Source organism: Limnobacter sp. (assembly GCF_046297615.1).
Lineage (GTDB): Bacteria > Pseudomonadota > Gammaproteobacteria > Burkholderiales > Burkholderiaceae_B > Limnobacter.
On record NZ_JBKBHM010000005.1, the window covers coordinates 229404 to 244458 of the forward strand.

General features: G+C 52.0%; 15 protein-coding genes and 2 pseudogenes. 5 read left to right on the forward strand and 12 right to left on the reverse strand.

The window, feature by feature from the left end:
- Nucleotides 1-134: 134 nt before the first annotated feature.
- Together ACK4FF_RS11770 and ACK4FF_RS11775 are read left to right on the forward strand one after the other, a co-directional pair.
- Nucleotides 135-506, forward strand: a complete 372-nt coding sequence (locus ACK4FF_RS11770) for a CzcE family metal-binding protein (RefSeq protein WP_409709307.1) — start codon at nucleotides 135-137, stop codon at nucleotides 504-506.
- Nucleotides 507-663: 157 nt separating this feature from the next.
- A pseudogene (locus tag ACK4FF_RS11775) lies at nucleotides 664-1101 on the forward strand (response regulator); the annotation flags it as partial.
- 72 nt (nucleotides 1102-1173) lie between these two features.
- Here the strand turns inward: ACK4FF_RS11775 and ACK4FF_RS11780 are convergent.
- On the reverse strand, nucleotides 1174-1572 hold the full coding sequence (locus tag ACK4FF_RS11780) for a P-loop NTPase fold protein (protein WP_409709310.1): 399 nt from the start codon (nucleotides 1570-1572) through the stop codon (nucleotides 1174-1176).
- Nucleotides 1573-1575: 3 nt separating this feature from the next.
- Nucleotides 1576-2076: a P-loop NTPase fold protein gene (locus tag ACK4FF_RS11785; RefSeq protein ID WP_409709313.1), complete on the reverse strand. Its 501-nt coding sequence runs from the start codon at nucleotides 2074-2076 to the stop codon at nucleotides 1576-1578.
- A 125-nt stretch (nucleotides 2077-2201) separates the two neighbouring features.
- Here ACK4FF_RS11785 and ACK4FF_RS11790 point away from each other — a divergent pair.
- Nucleotides 2202-3340: pseudogene (locus ACK4FF_RS11790) on the forward strand (IS3 family transposase).
- Here the strand turns inward: ACK4FF_RS11790 and ACK4FF_RS11795 are convergent.
- On the reverse strand, nucleotides 3337-4098 hold the full coding sequence (locus ACK4FF_RS11795; protein WP_409709316.1) for a hypothetical protein: 762 nt from the start codon (nucleotides 4096-4098) through the stop codon (nucleotides 3337-3339). The pseudogene ACK4FF_RS11790 and the gene ACK4FF_RS11795 sit on opposite strands and share 4 nt — an antisense overlap.
- 432 nt (nucleotides 4099-4530) lie before the next feature.
- Between ACK4FF_RS11795 and ACK4FF_RS11800 the strand changes: the two genes are divergently transcribed.
- The gene (locus ACK4FF_RS11800) at nucleotides 4531-5520 is read left to right on the forward strand and encodes an ImmA/IrrE family metallo-endopeptidase (protein ID WP_409709319.1); all 990 of its coding nucleotides are present in this window, start codon (nucleotides 4531-4533) and stop codon (nucleotides 5518-5520) included.
- Entirely contained in the window at nucleotides 5513-6160 is a 648-nt protein-coding gene (locus ACK4FF_RS11805; RefSeq protein WP_409709322.1) for a hypothetical protein, read from the forward strand. The genes ACK4FF_RS11800 and ACK4FF_RS11805 overlap by 8 nt, the downstream gene beginning before the upstream one ends.
- Before the next feature lie 2 nt (nucleotides 6161-6162).
- Here the strand turns inward: ACK4FF_RS11805 and ACK4FF_RS11810 are convergent, their stop codons facing one another.
- The 9 genes from ACK4FF_RS11810 to ACK4FF_RS11850 form a co-directional block, all read right to left on the reverse strand.
- Nucleotides 6163-6750 (reverse strand): hypothetical protein, encoded by a 588-nt coding sequence (locus ACK4FF_RS11810; RefSeq protein ID WP_409709325.1) that lies wholly within the window; start codon nucleotides 6748-6750, stop codon nucleotides 6163-6165.
- 10 nt (nucleotides 6751-6760) lie between these two features.
- Nucleotides 6761-7588, reverse strand: coding sequence for a bis-aminopropyl spermidine synthase family protein (locus ACK4FF_RS11815; protein ID WP_409709328.1), 828 nt, complete (start codon nucleotides 7586-7588; stop codon nucleotides 6761-6763).
- Nucleotides 7589-7921: 333 nt separating this feature from the next.
- Nucleotides 7922-8320 carry a hypothetical protein gene (locus ACK4FF_RS11820; RefSeq protein WP_409709331.1) on the reverse strand — a complete coding sequence of 133 codons (399 nt, stop codon included), beginning with the start codon at nucleotides 8318-8320 and terminating at the stop codon, nucleotides 7922-7924.
- Nucleotides 8317-8601: a hypothetical protein gene (locus ACK4FF_RS11825; RefSeq protein ID WP_409709334.1), complete on the reverse strand. Its 285-nt coding sequence runs from the start codon at nucleotides 8599-8601 to the stop codon at nucleotides 8317-8319. Before ACK4FF_RS11825 ends, ACK4FF_RS11820 begins: the two co-directional genes overlap by 4 nt.
- A 176-nt stretch (nucleotides 8602-8777) precedes the next feature.
- Nucleotides 8778-10001, reverse strand: a complete 1224-nt coding sequence (locus tag ACK4FF_RS11830; protein ID WP_409709337.1) for a ribonucleotide-diphosphate reductase subunit beta — start codon at nucleotides 9999-10001, stop codon at nucleotides 8778-8780.
- 131 nt (nucleotides 10002-10132) lie between these two features.
- Entirely contained in the window at nucleotides 10133-13060 is a 2928-nt protein-coding gene (locus ACK4FF_RS11835; RefSeq protein ID WP_409709340.1) for a ribonucleoside-diphosphate reductase subunit alpha, read from the reverse strand.
- Between the two features lie 280 nt (nucleotides 13061-13340).
- Nucleotides 13341-13898, reverse strand: a complete 558-nt coding sequence (gene ampD / locus ACK4FF_RS11840) for a 1,6-anhydro-N-acetylmuramyl-L-alanine amidase AmpD (protein WP_409709343.1) — start codon at nucleotides 13896-13898, stop codon at nucleotides 13341-13343.
- Between the two features lie 50 nt (nucleotides 13899-13948).
- Complete coding sequence (locus ACK4FF_RS11845; RefSeq protein ID WP_409709346.1) at nucleotides 13949-14206, reverse strand: PP0621 family protein; 258 nt, start codon at nucleotides 14204-14206, stop codon at nucleotides 13949-13951.
- Nucleotide 14207: 1 nt separating this feature from the next.
- Nucleotides 14208-15047 carry an inner membrane protein YpjD gene (locus ACK4FF_RS11850; protein ID WP_409709349.1) on the reverse strand — a complete coding sequence of 280 codons (840 nt, stop codon included), beginning with the start codon at nucleotides 15045-15047 and terminating at the stop codon, nucleotides 14208-14210.
- Nucleotides 15048-15055 lie beyond the last annotated feature (8 nt).

The window sequence follows — 15055 nt, forward strand, 5'->3', positions numbered from 1 at the left end:
TTGCAGTACATGACAAATCAATGACACAAACGTAATGAGTCGGTCAGATGTTTGTGGGAGGCCGCTTCCTAAGATTGAGCCGTGGTTGAGAGCAATGGTGCTCCCGACCGAAACGCAAATCTTAGGAGACTCAAATGCGAAAGCTTCTTATCCCTGCAGTTGTTGCCCTGGTTGGCTCGATCGGTACCAGCGCTGCTATCGCCCAACCCTACGAAGAGAACTTCACGACTCATAGCAAGGTAGCCTACGGCGAACCGAGTGCTAACGCCAAGGCCCCGCTGGGCTATTCTGCCAATGCCGCTGCGGACCGCGTGGTCAATCTGGACAAGGGCACGAAATACCTGAACGTTAACCGCATGGAAACTGTCCGTATCAATGTGGCCGGCAAGTCGGTCACCTGGACCTTTGACACGCTGGGCACCCCGAACTTCCCGCTGTCGAAGATCATCCCCGGTGCTGAAGGCGTGACGGTCTACGTTTCGGAAAGCCTCGACTCCCTCAGCTAAGCCCTGCCAGGCTTTCCTCTCTCCACCACAAACAAGGGGCTTCGCCCCGTGTTTGCATTTGGAGACCCTCACACCATCTAGCGCATTACACTTTTGTCATGTTTCGCAACGGGCAACATACATTCAAAATCTTGCCTTTAAGCATTCATTACGCGCTGTGAAACTCCTCATCGTTGAAGACGAGCCCAAGACGGGTGACTATCTCCACCAAGGCCTCGTTGAAGCAGGTTTTGTGGTCGACCTCGTCCGCAATGGTGTTGACGGCCTTCACCACGCCCTCACTGAAGCCTACGACCTCGTCATCCTTGATGTCATGTTGCCAGGCCTCAATGGCTGGCAGATTGTTGCCGGGATTCGACGGGCAGGTAAAGACGTACCAGTGCTATTCCTGAGTGCCCAGGACGATGTCACTGATGGAGTTCAAGGGCTTGAGCTCGGCGCTGACGATTATCTGGTCAAGCCATTTGTGTTCTCCGAGCTGCTGGCTCGCGTTCGGACGCTACTCTGGCGCGGCAACAAGACGAAGGACTCCGATGTTCTCAAGGCTGGTGACCTGGAGCTGGATCTGATCAGACGTCGTGTAACCCGGGATGGTCTGAGCCACCTAATCGCGGGCTTAGACGCACCCACTGTGGGTGGAAGGGCGTAGACCAAGACGGGTGCGGAGTTAGACCTTCACCTCGTTAACGCCGAGTCGAGGCACTTTCATGGGGATCTGAATAAGCTTGTCGAAGTAGCTAGTCACCAGACCACTCTCGATGTCGACGCCTGCAAAATGAGCTCGCACTGCACCACGAATCATTGCCTCGTCGGCCGCGATAACAAATGCCGTATTCTTAACATGCAGGAGCAAGCGCATTGCCTCAAGTGTCGAGATGGTCGTATTTGGCAAGCATCGATCTAGGTCGTCAACAAAGACCACTAGTGTCAGTTTCATGTCCGCTAGTAGCTGCTCGAAAGCCTTTCGAAGCGCGTCAATCTCTTTCGGCAGCGAGTTGTCCTCTTTCTCATAAACCAGTTCCTTCAACTCCGGCTTGAGATCGGTATACGCGTCTTTGAGTGCCAACAGTTACTGTTCTCGATTTGACTCATCAGAGAAACCCTTGGCAAGGCCAGTTGCTGCACCAATAAATGTACCAAGCGGCCCGCCAGCGACTGAGCCGATACCGGCATGGGCTAGAACAGGAGCAGCCAATCGCGCCAACTTCAAAAATCTGACCCTTTTCGCAAAGGCAAAGGCCTTGTCGACAAACTTCTGACGCTTCTTCGCCTCTGTTAGTAGAAGATCGGACACCGCCTGCAACAATGCCTGGCGAGCGTCCTCATATCCCTGATAGAGCCAGGCGTTGAACTCCATAATGACGTATGGGCTGCGCCCGTCTTTCCAGGAATCTGATTGCTCCAGCTCCGCTTTTATCAGCTTGACGAGCGTCGATTTTCCTGTGCCCCATCCTCCCGATACGCCCACAGTCAGCGGACTCCCGCCTGCCTGATGGATGATGTCCGCAGCAGCCCGTGCTACCACGCTGAAGTTGAGCAAATCAACCTCAGCCTCGACGTCGCGCCACATCTGACCCTCCCTGCATTTTTAGTTCATTTCTCAATCGATATTGCCATATGACTGCCTTTGTGTGAATCGCCCCGCTTTCCCTAGGCACTTTTTATCCTCACAATACATGCAAGGAGAAATGTGCAATGCCCAAGATTCAATTCACTGAAGAATTTCGTCAAGAAGCCATCCGTCAAATTGTTGACTGAGGCCGCTCTGTGGCCGAGGTCTCCACCGCTCTTGGTGTGTCTACCCACAGCCTGTACGCGTGGCTCAAGGAATTCAAGAAACCCGCTGAGGTGTCTGCAGCCGAAGAAGAATTCAAACGTCTGCAAGCTGAGCTGCGCAAAGTCACCGAGGAGCGCGACATATTAAAAAAGGCCGCCGCGTACTTTGCCAGCCAGTCAAGGTGAGGTACGCATTTATTGCTAGGGAAGAGCCCCATCACGCTGTTAGAACCCTGTGCAAGGTGATGAGTGTGAACAGCAGTGGCTATTACGCATGGCAGGCCAATCCAGAATCGAAACGTCAGAAACAGGACACCAAGTTGTTTGGGCTGATTAAACAAAGCTGGCTGGAAAGCGGTTCCGTTTATGGCTATCGCAAAGTGGCGGACGACCTTCGCGACATTGGTGCCAAGTGCGGCAAACACCGCGTGTACAAACTGATGAAGCAAGCCAACCTTGCATCGCAGCGTGGATACAACCGCAGGCCTTACATGCGTTCTGGTGCTGTGGCACAGGCTGCACCGAATCGTCTTGAACAGAACTTCACAGTGCCCCAGCCCAATCAGGCCTGGGTCACCGACATCACTTATATACGCACCCATGAGGGCTGGTTGTATTTGGCTGTGGTGATTGATTTGTTCTCAAGGCAAGTTGTGGGCTGGTCCATGGGTTCCAGAATTGACACTGAGCTGGTTATCAATGCCTTGCTGATGGCGGTTTGGAGACGCAAGCCAAAGCAGCAAGTGATTGTGCATTCCGACCAAGGCTGCCAATTCACCAGCAAAGAATGGCAGGACTTTCTGACCACCAACAGGCTGGTGTGCAGCATGAGCCGCAGAGGAAACTGCCACGACAATGCTGTGGCTGAAAGCTTCTTTCAACTGCTCAAGCGGGAAAGAATTCGACGCCGAATATATGAAACCCGAAATCAGGCCCGAGAAGAAATCTTTGATTACATCGAGGTGTTTTACAATCGAAAACGCAGGCACTCGTTCACCAACGGGATGTCGCCTGTGGATTTTGAAAACCAATTTTTAACGAGGCCAACGAGTGTCTAGTTAACTCGGGGCGATTCAATCCTTTCCTCAATCAGCATCCAAATACTAGCCATACAAGAAGCCCACTTTGAGTACTCAACTTGACGACTAAAATCGCGGTAAACCGAGTATAAGGCACCTTCAACGACAACGGGGCTGACTAAACGGACGTATCCCGGACTATCCAAATCCGCTGTAAAAGTTACGGGATAGTCGCCCTTGAACGACTCCTCTACCTCAGATCTACAGCTCACAACCGAGGTGACTTGCGACGCCCCTACAGGCTTATTGCTTATAAAATTCCGCAGCATTTTTGAAGGCAATTCACATATGTTGGATGGCGACAACAGAGATTCGGGTGAACTGCAGATCAACGCGTAGTGGCAGGTCTTTTTCTCGCTGTATCTGCTAGTAATCAACATTGTTTGGTCAAGAGGACGAATTTCACCGCTAGGTAACTGATATTTCGTCCAGACACAAATCTGAGTAGGGTTTACATCTTGAGGTTTTGGTGGGCTTTTCATTGTTGAAAAAACCACCTTTAACCTACCCTGCGGAACGGCAGCCATTGCAAGTCGTGGGGAGTCACCTAACGCATTGCCGATGCCCCAGCCAAATCGACCATTACCAGCAATTCGTTCAAACTCTTTACGTCGGATAATATCCTCCAACGTTTGCCCAGCCTCCGCCCCAATTTTTGTCCAACAGAACACATCGGGAAGACAAGGGCGCTGCATTGAGGGTAGATTTCCGAGAAAACCATTGTCTCTAGCATTCATAGTTATACTTTCCGTTTTTGCACTTTCGTTATATTATCCCTTAAATGTACAAAGTGCAAAGTAATTGGGAAGCTACTTGCGTTGAACTAAACGCTTGCCTTAAGGCCTACAGAGGAGGCCCCACGGAGCTCTCTATTGGCGCGAAAATTGATTATCACGCGGCCCGGCGAGCACTAATTAATGGGATCAAGAATCAAACAAAGCTCTCCGACTCTCTTTGCACTTATTTCCGCATTGCCAACAATAAAGACAAAGTGCAAACCAGAGAAAACTGGTCAAAACCGAAATTGCGGAAAGTCCTTGAGGATGTGTGGGATGGATCTGAGGCGCACGCCGAGTTGATCGCCCAGTTACTGCAGAGCACGAAAGTCTTTAGAATCGAACGTAAATCCGCAGATATAGAATGAATATCGTTAGCGGAAAGGGGTGCCCATGAGTACGGACTTTCGAAAAAAACTAACCAGAGATATTGGATACAGCCAAGCAGCGGTCGATGCCGCCTGGCCTGAGTGGTGGACACCTGAAGCGGAGTCTTCACCTTCTGCTGTAGCGGAACTGAAGTTTTCGCTCTCAAGGAAACTGGGACTGGATCCAAGGGCGCTGATCAACAATGAGGCAACTTTCTTTTGGGATGATTCTGGCAAGTTTAAAAACTTTACTGGAACAGAAGCAGAGAAGATGGCCATATGTGCGTTTGGTATATCTGTTGCGCGCATTTTGACTCAAGGCACACCTCAGTCTGAGGAGACGTCGCTTGCTAGCGCTTCAGTTTTGCGCAAGGCGGTGTTGGCAAACAGCCCTTTCGTGTCCTTGGCAGACCTGGTGTCAATTTGCTGGGCCTTGAATATTCCGGTCGTACACCTCAAGGTCCATCCGCTACCAGCGAAGAGGATGTGCGGCATGGCTGTGGTCACAGACGGGGGTCCGTCAATCTTTCTGGCAAAAGATAACAAGTATCCCTGTCATACCGCCTTTCACCTCGCGCATGAAATCGGCCACCTCTCATTGGGTCATGTTACAAATGGACAGCCCGTAATCGACATGGAAGACCCTCTAGGCCTTGGCGAGGAAGCTGACAATGAAGAGTTAGCTGCGGACAGATTTGCTTTGGAGCTACTAACAGGAGATCCAGACTTTGAAGTCGAGAAAATTGGAAGCGGTCGCAACCCAGCCGAGTTGGCCAAGCAATGCTTAGACAAAGGCTTCGAGTTTGGGATTGAACCTGGCACGCTGGCACTCTGTTATGGGTATGCAACAAGAGAATGGGACGTAGCAAATACCGCGATAAAGGGAATCTACGAAAAACCCCACGATGTCTGGAAATTCATCAACAGCACTGCAAAGACCCAAATAAAATGGGAGTCTCTAACAGACGATAGTCGGGCGTTCTTAGAGGCCGTTATGGGAGGAACACTTGACTAAAGTTTTCCTAGATACAGACATCTTGTTCAAACTAGCTAGATTTGGGCTCTTGAATCACCTTTCAGTGCACCCTATTCATCCGGACAGTGAGTTTAGTATTCTTGGCGCAGCCAAGTTCATGCTTCAAAAGAAACTTCAAAAGAAGCCACCCCAACGAGGCATTCAACAAGTTACGGCTGAATTGACGGACGCGATGCAGTGGCTTAACTCAGCGGAGCCAAGTGAAACTGAAATTGAAATTGCGGCAGCAATTGAAGCTCACGCACAAAAGCATGGGTTAGCGATCGACTCCGGAGAAAGTCTCATTTGTGCAATGATAGTAAACAATGCTTGTAACTACGCGATGACCGGGGACAAACGAGCTCTTACGGGGATCGGGAAAGTACTTCAAGAATCAGCGTATAAGGAGCTAAAAGAAAAGTTTATTTGCCTGGAGCAAATCTTTCTTTGCTGGCTCGCAAAATTAGATGCCATCGAATTGCGCAAGGCTGTGTGTACAGAAAGAGACGCTGATAAGAGCATCTCTATCTGCTTTTCGTGTAGTTCGCCTGAAGTGCCATCTGAGAATTTTATCGCAGGACTCACCAGCAACATCATTTTTCTGAGGAAAAATTCTGGAGAAGCTCTAACTGAGATTTGAGGTCACTGCGGAGGGTTCTTCAGGAAGACCGCATAAGGCTCGCAAAGCTCGGCAACGAGACTAATTCTTACCTTCGATAGTGAGTCCACCGGGCCTCCAGAGATCAGTCCAGACGTTAACTCGAAGCAACCCTTGTCGGCCCTACCTCGGATATATGTATCCCCGACGCGGCCCTTATTGGGCCCAATCGCAACGCGTGTATGATCGAGTGGGAGTACGAAGTCCTCTGTCTCCAGAGATTTAATGGCCATAGCAAATCTCGACCCACGAACATTTATTGCAGGATGAATCTCGGACCAAGTTCGACCATCAACAGAACAGTGAGTTGCGCGAACAGGCTCGGCAAAATGCTTAGAGTCCATTTCTTGCATACAAAGCATAAGTTTTTGGCCCTTAGCGACGCACTCTTTTGCAAACGGTTGAACCATTGAGTTTGGGTAACAAGTAGCGCCACCGTAACCCCATAACGCGAAACCAGCCTGATCGATCTCTTTTTTCTTTCTAGCAATAATCTCTTCCAGACTTTCTTTTGCGTGCACTCCTACCTTCATGAAGATAAGACCTTGACCCGGAATTAAAACTGTACCCATCGCTCGCTCCTCACAAGTAGTCTAGTTCGTACTCGCTGTCATTGGCCTTGCCATAATCAACACGGGATTTCTCTTTGACATAACGGATTCTCGCCGCCTGATCTTTTCCATAGAAATGGTCCAATCTCGCAGGGTCGGTGATCGATTCAGAAGTTGATATGGCTGGATTTGAAGGCAAGGACTTGATTAGAAGGTTACAAGACCGTAATTCAGGACTATCGTCTAGGTGATACTGGTGAACCTTGGAGACCATTTTCTGAATAAAGAAACCGTGGTCTATAGCAAATTTTTGTGTAGTACCCAAGACCTCTTGCGGCCAATCAATTTCATGATCATCAGCGATTACAATCATCCCCTCCCCCTGGTTTCCGATTGCCTCCATACCTCGCTGCATAAAGACGTGCACGCTAGCGCCATCATTGCTAGCACCCCATGGTGGATTTGTATAAAAACAATCAAAGGAACCAACTTCAGGAAACGCTTCTAGACAGTTGTAATTGACTGATCGGAGGGTTTCGATCCTTTCTGCATCGGCAAATCTAGTCACTGCATTGCAGATACGCTCATCAAAATCAAATACTGTGATTTCTTTGGGGCCATAGTCAAGGATACCTTTGCGCTTTAGATAAGCTACACAAACGCTGATGGCGTCACCGTCCCCGATGAACGCCAAGGACTTTCCGTCGGCCCATCGCGCCACAATTTCAGACTGGAGAACCATGTCACCAGCTTTCATGTAAATTTGATCGAATTCGCGAAGTGGTCTTGGACGATTCTGAATCACGTCAGAAATTGCATTAATTGCCGCCCTAAGATTGATTTCAGGCTTGTTGCTCACTTACCATCTCCACTGAAGAATTTCAAAAAGGGTTGTCGGTTAATCGTACAGACGTAAGACGCACACCAGCGAATTTTTTAAACGTAAATAAGCTAAGATCAAAACATAGAAAGTTTGAATTACTATCTAAGAACTGGGCATTGTAATCAAAAAACTCAAGGTATATTCGACTTGAAACCCTTGATACAATACTTTGTGATGCCTAGATATATAATCGACTGAAGTCTTACCTCCACCAAATCTCATATACCTGATGAACATATACTGTCTAAACATGGCACATCTTTATACAAGCGTAATATCATTACCTTGTTTTTTATTATAACTTAATTATTATAAAACCCCCTTTACAACACCTTGAAGGAATATAAACAGCGACACGTATGAAAGTGCCAACAAAATAACTTTCAACCAAAAACAACAAATCGTGGGCCAATTAATATATTTAAATACCTCAAAGTTAATTTCTTCTCCGACGCCCTGCTTTTCATAGCTACGCTGACATAACCCCCATAAAAAGGAGCCTATTATGTATTGCAGCAAATCAAAAACTAGGGCGAGAACCACTAGCTTTAGGGAGAGCAATAAGTCAGAAGCGATATAAAACTCCACGCCATCACGTTTGCTAAATAACCAAATAATTGCAATCGCAGCAAAAGAGAGCTGCCTAGCTACATCGCTCGTCTTTCCAGTGTAGAAGTAGTAAAACTCTCGGGCTTTCTCAAGATTCATTTCTTAGAGCTTTTTCTAGGACCACCGCTGTTGGTGCCACTGCCAGATTTTTGAGTAAGAGAAGATCCGGCGGAACTCTTAGCAGCCTTTGAGGCTGAAGGGTTTTTCAAAACTTTCGATGCGGCTGAAGCTGCTTTTGTGCTAGTTTCTTTACTTGGAGTCTTGTGCTGAGCGAGGGCACTGCCGGCAGCAGACTTTTCATTTTTCGTAGACTTCGGCGAACTGAGGGTCTTAGAAGCGCTAGTCGCAACTTTTTTCGATGTTGTCTCTCTTTTTGCCATAAATTTCTCGTAATCATCGCAAAAACTTAAAAAAAGGGCTAAATCAGTTTTAACTGAATTTAGCCCAATCCTTATTTTCTATAACTGCTGAGAACTAAAAATTCTTTAGTCTCATTCTTAATTGAAAACAGTCTCATTCTTAATGTGGGAGTCTCATTCTTAAGTGAAATTGACGATTAATCCCAGCTCAATGCACCACCAGTTTGGTACTCAGTCACACGGCGCTCGAAGAAGTTGGTTTCCTTTTTCAAGTCCATCATTTCCGACATCCACGGGAAGGGGTTGGTAGCGCCTTCGTACAGGGTGCCCAAGCCAATCTGGTTGGATCGGCGGTTGCAAATGAAGCGCATGTACTCCATGAACTGGGCCGAGTTCAAGCCCAACACGCCACGGGGCATGGTGTCCACGGCGTAAGCATGCTCAAGCTCCACAGCCTTGCGGAACATGGCCTTGATGTCTTCCTTGAATTCTGGCGTCCACAGGTGTGGGTTTTCCAGCTTCACGGTGTTGATCAAGTCGATGCCGAATGTGCAGTGGGCAGACTCGTCGCGCAAAATGTACTGGAACTGCTCGGCAGCACCAATCATTTTGTTCTGGCGGCCCAGCGCCAGAATTTGCACAAAGCCCACGTAGAAGAACATGCCTTCCATGATGCAGGCAAAGGCAATCAAACTTTTCAGCAAAGTCTGGTCGGCTTCCAGTGTGCCGGTTTTGAATTCCGGGTCAGTCAGCACATCGATGAATGGAATCAGGAATTCATCTTTGGCCTTGATGCAGGGCACTTCGTTGTAGGCGTTGAAGGTTTCTGCTTCAGGAATACCCAGGCTTTCCACGATGTACTGGTAGGCGTGGGTGTGAATGGCTTCATCAAAGGCTTGGCGCAGCAGGAACTGGCGGCACTCAGGCGCGGTGATGTGGCGGTAAGTGCCCAGCACAATGTTGTTGGCAGCCAGTGAGTCGGCCGTCACGAAAAAGCCCAGGTTGCGCTTGACGATGAGGCGCTCGTCCTCGGTCAAACCATCGCGGCTTTTCCACAGCGCGATATCGCGGTCCATGTTGATTTCCTGCGGCATCCAGTGGTTGGCGCACTGGCTGAGGTACTTTTCCCAGGCCCACTTGTACTTGAAGGGCACCAATTGATTGACGTCGGTGGTGCCATTGATGACGCGTTTGTCTGCGGCATTCACGCGGCGCGACTCACCAGTCTGTGGTGCGGCAGGCTTGGCCACAGCCGCACTGGCGGTGCTGGCCGCAGCGGCTTGCTGGTACAGGCCTTGGCTTACCGGCGCAGCGGCAAAACCGGAGGCAATAGAACCCATGGCAGGCATGGCGGGTGCAGCGGCTGGTGCGGCTGCGGGTTTGCCCATGGCGGAATCGAATTCGTCTTCCCAAGACAGCATGGTTGTTACTCCTTCAACAATTCACTGTGTATCTATACAGTGCCATTATGGTTGTTTTTAATGGGGCAGGCAAGCGAACTTGCACCACCCGGGCAGGGCATGCTTCCCGCATGCCCAGGCTGTTCTGCGCTTTACTGGCAAGCCTCGCACTCTTCAAAACCGGCGTCGCCGGGGCGCAGTGTGCACACCTTGCCGACGATTTCAGGTTCAGGCAGGTTGGGGGCTGCGGCCACACCACCTGCGGCTGCCGCAAAGCCACCGCCAGCGCCATCGGCACTCACCGAGTTCAATTCACCACCGCTGAGGGTGGACTTCTCGGCGTGGGTGGCACCTATGGTGCGCAGGTAGTAGGTGGTTTTCAGGCCACGCAACCAAGCCAGTTTGTAGGTGTCGTCCAGGCGTTTGCCACTGACACCCGCCATGTAGATGTTCAGGCTTTGGGCCTGGTCAATCCACTTCTGGCGGCGGGCGGCTGCCTCAACCAACCAACGGGGGTCCATTTCAAACGCAGTGGCGTACAGGCGCTTGAGGTCTTCGGGAATGCGGTCAATTTTCATGACAGACCCATCGAAGTACTTCAGGTCCGCAATCATCACCTCGTCCCAAATGCCCAAACGCTTCAAGTCACGCACCAAGTGCTCGTTCACGATGGTGAATTCGCCAGACAGGTTGGACTTCACATACAGGTTCTGGAACGTGGGCTCGATGGACGCCGCCACGCCAATGATGTTGGAGATGGTGGCTGTCGGTGCGATGGCCACGCAGTTGGAGTTGCGCATGCCTTGCGCCTTGATTTTGGCGCGCAGGCTGTCCCAATCCATGCGGGCGGACATGTCCACTTCCACATAACCACCACGGGCCTCTTCCAGCAACTTGATGCTGTCCAGCGGCAGAATGCCTTTGTCCCACAGCGAACCGCGGTAGCTGCTGTAGGTGCCACGTTCCTTGGCCAGGTCGGCCGAGGCTTCGTAGGCGTAGTAGCAGATCGCTTCCATGGACTCGTCGGCAAACTCCACAGCGTCGCGGCTGGCGTAAGGCTTGCGCATCACGTGCAGCGCATCCTGGAAGCCCATCATGCCCAAGCCCACGGGGCGATGGCGCAAGTTGGAATTGCGGGCCTTGGCCACAGCGTAGTAGTTGATGTCGATCACGTTGTCCAGCATGCGCATGGCCGTGCGCACTGTGTTGCGCAGCTTGTCATGGTCAATGCTGTGGGTGCCATCTTCATTTTTCTTCAGGTGCGCCACCAGGTTCACCGAACCCAGGTTACACACCGCAATTTCCGTGGCGCTGGTGTTCAGGGTAATTTCCGTGCACAGGTTGGACGAGTGCACCACGCCCACGTGCTGCTGGGGGCTGCGGATGTTGCAAGGGTCCTTGAAGGTGATCCAGGGGTGGCCGGTTTCAAACAGCATGGAGAGGATTTTTCTCCACAGTTTGGCCGCTTCCACTTTCTTGAACAGCTTGAGGTCGCCACGGGCGGCACGCTCTTCGTAAGCCACGTAGGCTTTTTCGAAATCCTTGCCGTACAGGTCGTGCAGGTCGGGGCAATCGGACGGGCTGAACAGGGTCCACTCGCCATTTTCCATCACACGTTTCATGAACAGGTCGGGAATCCAGTTCGCGGTGTTCATGTCGTGGGTGCGGCGGCGGTCATCGCCGGTGTTCTTGCGCAGCTCCAGAAACTCTTCAATGTCCAGGTGCCAGCTTTCCAGGTAGGCACACACTGCGCCCTTGCGCTTGCCACCCTGGTTCACCGCCACCGCAGTGTCATTCACCACTTTCAGGAACGGCACCACGCCTTGGGACTTGCCGTTGGTGCCCTTGATGTGGCTGCCCAAGGCGCGAACAGGTGTCCAGTCGTTGCCCAAACCACCGGCAAACTTGGACAGCAGCGCGTTTTCCTTGATGCCTTCGTAAATGTCGTCCAGGTCGTCACCAATGGTGGTGAGGTAGCAAGAGGACAATTGCGAACGGATGGTGCCGCTGTTGAACAGCGTGGGTGTTGAGCTCATGAAATCGAAGGTCGACAGAATTTCATAGAACTCGATGGCGCGGGTTTCACGGTCAATTTCGTTGAGTGACAAACCCATGGCCACACGCATGTAAAACGCTTGGGGCATTTCAATGCGGGTACCGTCCACGTGCAGGAAGTAACGGTCGTACAGGGTTTGCAGGCCCAGGTAATCGAACTGCAAGTCGCGCTTGTACTTCAGGGCCGCACCCAGCTTTTTCATGTCGAACTGCAACAGGCGGTTGTCGAGCAAACCGGCGTCCACCCCTTTGCGGATGAACTGGGGGAAGTACTCGGGGTACACCTCAGCCATTTCATCCTGAGCGATTTCACGGCCCACAATTTCCTTGCGGATGGTGTGCAGCAAGAGGCGCGAGGTCACCAGCGTGTAGCTGGGCTCGGTTTCAATCATGGCGCGGGCGGCCAGAATGGCGGACTTGTAAACCTCGTCAATCTTCACGCCGTCGTACAGGTTCTTCAGCGTCTCTTTCAACAGGTGTTCGGTGTCTGCCTCAAGGCCCACTGCAGCCGATTCAATCAGTTGCTTGAGTTGGGCCACATCCAGAGGCTTGGTGATGTCGCCATCAACCACGTTCAACTGGTTCTGGGTGGCTTGTTCCACCTGCTTGGCGGCGCGCTCTTGGGCACGGCGCTCGCGGTACAGCACGTAGGCGCGGGCCACTTCGGCCTCGCCAGAGCGCATCAGGGCCAGCTCAACCTGGTCCTGAATGTCTTCAATGTGGAAAATGCCGCCGGAAGGCTGGCGACGCACCAAGGCGTTCACCACGCCAGCGGTAAGTTGTTCCACCAATTCACGGATACGGGCCGAGGCTGCGCCTTGGCCGCCATTGACGGCCAGGAAGGCCTTGGTCATGGCCACTGCAATTTTGCTGGGCTCAAAGCCCACCACGGCTCCGTTGCGGCGAATGATTTTGTAATTTGCATACGCACTGGCTTCACTGGTGGCTGCGGCCGCTGTGTCGGCGGGCAGGTCGGCCAGTGGTGCGTTGATCGCCAAAGCAGAGGTATCGTGGCTGGTTTGCATGCACTTTTCTCCTGGAACAAGCGTTGGGTGTGGGTGTTTATTTTTAGGATGCACTACAGGAACTGATGGGCCCGCGCCGTTTTTTTGAGATTGAAGCACTTTGGACCCGACCACAAGATGTTGTGGTTTGTTTTCGAATTCCACCTAATTCTAGTAGTCCCACTCCATTTTGGCAAACCCTTTTTTTGGGGGGTATCCCGGGGCTGTGGACAACTTTGGGAGAACGTGTGGACAAGTTCGGACGAAAAAAAACCGCCGGGTTCGGCGGTTTTCGGTGCACTCAGAGGTCTAACTCATAAGTGGTTGATTTGCGGATTCCTTTCCAGTCGAAAAATGGGCCGGGGTCGGTTTTTCGACCGGGTGCAATTTCGCTGTGGGCTGCTGCATAACGCAGTGGATAACTTTTCTTGAGCTCCACAATCAACTGCTTCAAGCGCTGAATTTGGGTTACCTCGAATGGGGAGTAGACGTCCCCCAGCAGCTCGATACCCACGGAAAAATGGTTGAAATTGGTCCGCCCAAAACCGGAGGACACCCCTGCATGCCACGCCCGGTTTTCACAACCCACAAACTGCACCACTGAACCATCACGGTCGATCAGAAAATGAGAGGACACATGCAAGCCCTGCAACTCAGCGAAAGAGGGATGTGCCGAGGTGTCCAAGCGGTTCAGGAACAGGTCTTCAATGAACTGGCGACTGCGCCCCCGCTCAGGCAAGCTGATGCAATGCACCACCACCGTATCAATTCGGGTGCCCAAGGGGCGAGTGTCGTAATTGGGGCTGGGCTGGCGTTGCACCCAGTCGTGTTTCAACCAGCCATCGTCATCGAACCACATGCTTGGGCCCTCCTGGTCCGCTTAAGTCGAACAGCCTGAACGGCGCACGCTCAAAGCACCCGCTCTCCCGAGGCCTTGGCATGTTCCAAGCCACAATAGAAGCGGCCTTGCAGCATCACACCTTCAGACAGCGGCGTGTAGGCACCGCAGTGCTGGCACGCCAGGATCTCCTCCTGTGTTTTACGGCTCAAACCGGGCTGATCTTGAGTTTTACCCACCTTGGGGCCCGGCTGTGAACGCCGAACCCAAGCCTTGTAGAACACCCAGGCCACCAGGCCCAGCACGACGAAGAACAACACACGCCCCATGTCAGGCCACCCGCTTCAGCACATATTCAAGAACAAACTGCGTACCGAAATAGGCCAGCAGCAACACCCCATAACTGGCCAAGCACCAGCGCAAAGCCACCTTCCCCCGCCAGCCCAACACCACACGGCCCGCCAGCAGCACCGCCAGCAACACCCAACTAAGGATTGAAAAAATGGTTTTGTGGTTCAGGTGCCCGACCGAGCCCGACCATTGGTCTGAGAACACGAAGCCGGTCAACAGGGTGAGGCTGAGCAGCACAAAACCCGCCCACAACTGGCGGAACAGAGTTGCTTCCATGGCCATCAGCGGGGGCAATTGGTCCAGCAGGCGTTCACGAAGCGCCATTTGGGGGCGCGTGGTTTTCATCAGGCTGTGCAGCGATTTCTCCTGCACATGCATCACCAGCGCATGCCCTGCGGCCAGCCCCAGCAAGCTGTAGGCCGCCAGGGCAATCAACAAGTGGAGTTGGAACAATTGGTCACCGGCCATCCGAATGGCAGGGTCGTTACCCAACACGCCGGGCAGCAAAAACACGAGGGCTGCAATGCCGTACACCAGCATGTCCAGCAATGGTACCCGATTGAAAAAACCTTCGACAAAGGCCACCAGCGCGGCCAGCCAGCTGACGCACATCAGCCCGATGACAAACCCGAAATGCAGGCCGTCGGGTTGAAACAGGGATTGACCCAAAACGAATGCAGCGCAGGCCAAAGCCAAGCCAGCCAGACCGCGCGTCAACCAGCCGGGCGCAGCCCAACGGCCAAAGACACCCGCGGCAGCCAATCCACCCGAAGCGGCCAGCAGAGGCACAGTGAGCGCGTACAATAGTGTGTTGTTCATCAAACCAG

Bases quoted from the DNA above. Each gene is read 5' to 3' on its own strand.
- ACK4FF_RS11820 (WP_409709331.1), bottom strand. From the start codon at position 8,320: ATGAATCTTGAGAAAGCCCGAGAGTTTTACTACTTCTACACTGGAAAG.
- ampD (WP_409709343.1), bottom strand. From the start codon at position 13,898: ATGTGGTTCGATGACGATGGCTGGTTGAAACACGACTGGGTGCAACGC.
- ACK4FF_RS11825 (WP_409709334.1), bottom strand. From the start codon at position 8,601: ATGGCAAAAAGAGAGACAACATCGAAAAAAGTTGCGACTAGCGCTTCT.
- ACK4FF_RS11830 (WP_409709337.1), bottom strand. From the start codon at position 10,001: ATGCTGTCTTGGGAAGACGAATTCGATTCCGCCATGGGCAAACCCGCA.
- ACK4FF_RS11795 (WP_409709316.1), bottom strand. From the start codon at position 4,098: ATGAATGCTAGAGACAATGGTTTTCTCGGAAATCTACCCTCAATGCAG.
- ACK4FF_RS11770 (WP_409709307.1), top strand. From the start codon at position 135: ATGCGAAAGCTTCTTATCCCTGCAGTTGTTGCCCTGGTTGGCTCGATC.
- ACK4FF_RS11850 (WP_409709349.1), bottom strand. From the start codon at position 15,047: ATGAACAACACACTATTGTACGCGCTCACTGTGCCTCTGCTGGCCGCT.
- ACK4FF_RS11800 (WP_409709319.1), top strand. From the start codon at position 4,531: ATGAGTACGGACTTTCGAAAAAAACTAACCAGAGATATTGGATACAGC.
- ACK4FF_RS11845 (WP_409709346.1), bottom strand. From the start codon at position 14,206: ATGGGGCGTGTGTTGTTCTTCGTCGTGCTGGGCCTGGTGGCCTGGGTG.
- ACK4FF_RS11785 (WP_409709313.1), bottom strand. From the start codon at position 2,076: ATGTGGCGCGACGTCGAGGCTGAGGTTGATTTGCTCAACTTCAGCGTG.
- ACK4FF_RS11810 (WP_409709325.1), bottom strand. From the start codon at position 6,750: ATGGGTACAGTTTTAATTCCGGGTCAAGGTCTTATCTTCATGAAGGTA.
- ACK4FF_RS11835 (WP_409709340.1), bottom strand. From the start codon at position 13,060: ATGCAAACCAGCCACGATACCTCTGCTTTGGCGATCAACGCACCACTG.